Source organism: Terriglobia bacterium, assembly GCA_036496425.1.
Taxonomy (GTDB): Bacteria; Acidobacteriota; Terriglobia; order 20CM-2-55-15; family 20CM-2-55-15; genus 20CM-2-55-15.
The window spans coordinates 1-4364 of record DASXLG010000335.1 but is presented as its reverse complement, the minus strand read 5'-3'; the positions used below and the strand labels follow the sequence as shown (position 1 = coordinate 4364).

The window sequence follows — 4364 nt, the reverse complement described above, 5'->3', positions numbered from 1 at the left end:
CGGATGACCGCAGATTGGCGCCGTCAAGAGTTTCTTATGCGCCCATCTGCGTCATCTGCGGCTCATTTCTTACCCGCCGTATTCTGCTTGGCGATGATCTGGCCCGAGATCTTATCGTAGGTCGCCTGCGGGATGATCTTCTTCTGCACCAGCTGGTTTTTCGCCCGGTAAGGCCGCCCGTCGATGATCTTCTGCGCGTAGGCATCACCGATCCCGGGAAGCGCCATCAAGTCCTGCTTGCTGGCCGAGTTGATATCCAACAGGCTGGTGGTTTTCTGGGTGGTTTTCTGACCCGCAGCCGACTTTGATGAAGGGGCCTGGGCCATCCCGGAACCCGCTGTTAAAAGGATGGCCAGGACCAGCGAAGCCGCTAAATGCTTGATTTTCATCTGTCTGTCTCCTTCGCTGCAGATTATAGTTGATTTAAATCATCAAGTTAGTCTATAAACGTACTTCAGAACGTTTAGGCTTTTGGAATCAATGATCTGGTTAATGCGATCAAAACGGTCTCCTTTTCATTTCCGATGTTGTTGTAGCTGCGGGAGAACCTCGCCGTCGGAGTGATCTTATCGTATCATCCGTTGGTTGAGGCCCGCCTCCGAGCGGGTCTTTTTTTTGGAGCCTTATGAACGTGCAATCGTTATATCCGCTGGTCGGTTTGATCGTCGGCCTGATCGTGGGCCTTACAGGTGTCGGCGGTGGGTCGTTGATGACCCCGGCGCTGGTCTTTCTGTTCAAAATACCGGTGGGAATCGCGGTCGGCACGGATCTGATTTTCGCATCGTTGACCAAAATCTTCGGCGTGACGGCGCACAGCGCCCGCGGAAATGTGAATTGGCGGATCGTCATGCGGCTCGGGGCAGGCAGCCTGCCGGCATCGATCGCAACCATCCTGATCATGCGTCACCTGAGCGGGCAAGGCAAGCCGCTCGACCATATTATTCTTCCGGTACTCGGCGTCTCCCTGGTGGCCACCGCGGCAGCCGTTATGTTGCGTAAGCGCATCCTCGCGGCCGGCGGCAAGCGTTTCGAGTTCAGCGAACAGACTTCGAATCGATATGCCACCGCAATCGGCGTCGTTCTTGGCATAATGGTGACACTGACGTCGGTCGGCGCAGGCGCGATCGGCGTTGCCGCGCTGATGCTGCTGTATCCGAAAATGCGGGGAGCCGAGCTGGTCGGCACGGATCTGGCGCACGCCATTCCGCTGGTGACGGTAGCCGGGCTGGGTCATCTTCAAATGGGGAATATCGACTATCGCCTGCTTTTTGGTTTGCTGCTGGGGTCGATTCCGGGAATCTACATCGGCAGCACGGTCAGTGCCCGGTTACCGGAAGTCATGATGCGCCGGATTCTGGCAGGGACACTTCTCGTCCTCGGTATCAGCTGCATTGTAGGAAGTTGAGGAATAAGCTGTAATGAGTCTCGCGGAAAAATCGAGCGAGCTGGTCTCTTATCTCAGGAAAATCGAAACGGCCCAGTCCCCCACGGCGTTCGCGTGCAGTTTCGGAGCGGAAGACATGGTGCTCCTGGATGCGATCGCAAAAAACGCCGGAAAAATCGAAGTTTTCACACTCGATACCGGACGGCTGCCTGAGGAAACACAGGCGCTGCTCGAAACCGTCCGGGACAAATACCCGCTCGCGATCCGCACCTGGTTTCCGGACGCTGTCGAAATCAAAGCCTGGGTCGAGCAGAATGGCCCCAATGCTTTCTACAAAAGCGCCGCTCAACGCAAGCAGTGCTGCCAGATCCGGAAAGTGGAACCATTGAAGCGGGCGCTCTCCGGAAAGAAAAGCTGGATCACGGGACTTCGGCGCGACCAGTCGCAGGCCCGGCACGACCTCGAACTCGAGAGCTGGGACGACGCCAACGGGCTGATCAAGATCAACCCGCTGCTCGACTGGACGAACGATGAAGTCTGGGCTTACATCAAATTGCATGACGTGCCGTACAACGCCTTGCATGATCGCGGCTATCCGAGCATCGGATGCGCTCCCTGCACGCAGGCCGTCAAACCCGGCGAAGACATCCGCGCGGGCCGCTGGTGGTGGGAATCGAGTAACAAAGAATGCGGGCTACATCAACACAAAGCAGTAACGTCATGAATCAGGAATGGACACACCTTCGCGAGCTGGAAAGCGAATCTATTTATATTCTCCGGGAAACGGTCGCTCAATTCCGGAATCCGGTTTTACTTTATTCGATCGGTAAAGACTCGAGCGTGCTCGTGCATCTGGCGCGCAAGGCCTTCTATCCCGGACCGATGCCGTTTCCCTTTCTCCACGTCGATACCGGATACAAATTCAAAGAGATGATCGAGTTCCGGGACCGTTTCTGCAAGGAGATCGGCGTCCGGCTGATCGTTCATCGAAACGAGGACGCGATCGCCGCCGGCGCCCACCCCTTGAAGCTCGGCGTCGCACGCTGCTGCGGCCAGCTCAAAACGGCGGCCCTGCTTCATGCGCTCGATCAGCATCAATTCGACGCGGCGATCGGCGGCGCGCGGCGTGAAGAAGAACGCTCGCGCGCGAAGGAGCGGGTTTTCTCGCTTCGCGATGCGTTCGCCCAATGGGATCCGCGGCGGCAGCGCCCGGAATTGTGGTCGCTCTACAGCGGCGCAATCTCCGAAGGCGAATCGATGCGCGTGTTCCCGCTCTCCAACTGGACGGAACGCGACATCTGGCAATACATCGTGCAGGAAAACATCGAGGTCGTTCCCCTCTATTTCGCCCAGGAAAGGCTTGTGGTCGAACGGAACGGAGTGCTGATTCCCGCCGATGACGCCAAGCACCTGAAGGAAGGCGAAGTGCCGGTCAAGATGTCCGTGCGTTTCCGTACGCTGGGCTGCGCTCCATGCACGGGCGCCGTCTCCTCCTGCGCCAGCACGCTGGAAGAAATCGCCGAGGAAACCGTTTCCGCCAAGATCAGCGAACGGTCCACCCGAATCATCGACCATGGCGCCAACACCATGGAGGACAAAAAGCGGGAAGGATACTTTTGATCAGATCATTCTATTGGAAGTTGGATCATTGGAAGTTTCTGCATTTCAAATCTGAAATGCAAAAACTTCCAATGATCCAATCTGAAATAAATACCAATGAGTAGTAACGTTCTTCGGTTCACCACGGCAGGCAATGTCGACGACGGGAAATCCACCCTGATCGGCCGGCTGCTTGTCGAAACACAAGGCGCATTTGAAGACCAGATCGAAGGCGCAAAACGCGAAAACGAACGGCGCGGCGGCAAAGGCATCGACTTTTCGCTGCTCACCGACGGTCTGAAAGCCGAGCGCGAGCAAGGCATCACGATCGATGTCGCCTACCGGTACTTCGCAACGCCCAAGCGGAAATTCATCATCGCCGACGCCCCCGGCCATGAACAGTACACGCGCAACCTCGTCACCAGCGCCAGCAACAGCGATCTCGCGGTCATTCTGATCGATGCCCGCAATGGGATCATGACCCAGTCGCGGCGGCACACTTTCATCGCGTATCTGCTGGGCATCCGGCATTTCATCGTGGCCGTCAACAAAATGGACCTGGTGAATTTCGGCCGCGATCGGTATGAAGAAATCAAGCGCGACTTCCTGGACTTCATCAACCGCCTCGGCGGTGCCGAAGCCTATTGCATTCCGATCTCGGCGCTCGAAGGCGACCACGTGACGGAACCCAGCGAACGGATGTCCTGGTACACCGGTCCCAAAATGCTCGAACTGCTCGAATCCATTCAGGTCGACGACCCGGCATACAAAGCGCCTTTCCGGTTTGCCGTGCAACTCGTCAGCCGGCCGCCGGCGTCGCCGGAGTTTCCGGATTTCCGCGGCTACATGGGGCGCGTGGCGTCCGGATCAGTGAAAGTCGGAGATCGAGTCGTGGTGCTGCCGTCAGGCGCCCGTTCCACAGTGACAGGAATCGTCACGCGCGACGGCAATCTCAATGCAGCTTTCGCGCGCCAATCCGTAACGATTACCCTCGCCGACGACGTCGACATCTCGCGCGGCGATATGCTGGCGCTGGAAGACGGGCCGCCGGCTTCCCGCACCGATTTTAAAGCAACCCTCTGCTGGATGAACGAGCGCAAACTCCGGCTCAATCACCGGTACGTGTTGCGGCACACCACGAAAACCGTCCGCGCGATCATCAATGAAATCGACCACCGGTTGAACGTGAACACGCTCGAGCGCGAATCGCCGGTCACGGAACTGCAGACCAATGACATCGGTCAGGTGCGGATCAAAACGCTCCAGCCGGTCATCTGCGATCCGTATTCGGTGAACCGTCAGACCGGCGGGTTCATCCTTATTGATGAGAATAACGATACGGTCGCGGCAGGAATGATCGAGGGATAGGGAGGGGGGGGGG

5 protein-coding genes are annotated in these 4364 nt (G+C 57.5%); 4 read left to right on the top strand and 1 reads right to left on the bottom strand.

Annotated features, from left to right (window positions below):
- Window positions 1-62: 62 nt before the first annotated feature.
- On the bottom strand, window positions 63-389 hold the full coding sequence (locus VGK48_24230) for a helix-hairpin-helix domain-containing protein (GenBank protein HEY2384295.1): 327 nt from the start codon (window positions 387-389) through the stop codon (window positions 63-65).
- A gap of 236 nt (window positions 390-625) precedes the next feature.
- On the opposite strand from VGK48_24230, the gene VGK48_24225 reads away from it, so the two are divergent.
- The 4 genes from VGK48_24225 to VGK48_24210 all read left to right on the top strand — a co-directional run bounded on the left by VGK48_24225 (window position 626) and on the right by VGK48_24210 (window position 4351).
- Entirely contained in the window at window positions 626-1405 is a 780-nt protein-coding gene (locus VGK48_24225; protein ID HEY2384294.1) for a sulfite exporter TauE/SafE family protein, read from the top strand.
- A gap of 13 nt (window positions 1406-1418) precedes the next feature.
- The gene (locus VGK48_24220; protein ID HEY2384293.1) at window positions 1419-2108 is read left to right on the top strand and encodes a phosphoadenylyl-sulfate reductase; all 690 of its coding nucleotides are present in this window, start codon (window positions 1419-1421) and stop codon (window positions 2106-2108) included.
- The gene (gene cysD, locus VGK48_24215; GenBank protein HEY2384292.1) at window positions 2105-3004 is read left to right on the top strand and encodes a sulfate adenylyltransferase subunit CysD; all 900 of its coding nucleotides are present in this window, start codon (window positions 2105-2107) and stop codon (window positions 3002-3004) included. Before VGK48_24220 ends, cysD begins: the two co-directional genes overlap by 4 nt.
- 96 nt (window positions 3005-3100) lie before the next feature.
- Window positions 3101-4351 carry a GTP-binding protein gene (locus VGK48_24210; GenBank protein HEY2384291.1) on the top strand — a complete coding sequence of 417 codons (1251 nt, stop codon included), beginning with the start codon at window positions 3101-3103 and terminating at the stop codon, window positions 4349-4351.
- The last annotated feature ends 13 nt before the right edge of the window (window positions 4352-4364 follow it).

Bases quoted from the DNA above. Each gene is read 5' to 3' on its own strand.
- cysD (HEY2384292.1), top strand. From the start codon at position 2,105: ATGAATCAGGAATGGACACACCTTCGCGAGCTGGAAAGCGAATCTATT.
- VGK48_24230 (HEY2384295.1), bottom strand. From the start codon at position 389: ATGAAAATCAAGCATTTAGCGGCTTCGCTGGTCCTGGCCATCCTTTTA.
- VGK48_24220 (HEY2384293.1), top strand. From the start codon at position 1,419: ATGAGTCTCGCGGAAAAATCGAGCGAGCTGGTCTCTTATCTCAGGAAA.
- VGK48_24225 (HEY2384294.1), top strand. From the start codon at position 626: ATGAACGTGCAATCGTTATATCCGCTGGTCGGTTTGATCGTCGGCCTG.
- VGK48_24210 (HEY2384291.1), top strand. From the start codon at position 3,101: ATGAGTAGTAACGTTCTTCGGTTCACCACGGCAGGCAATGTCGACGAC.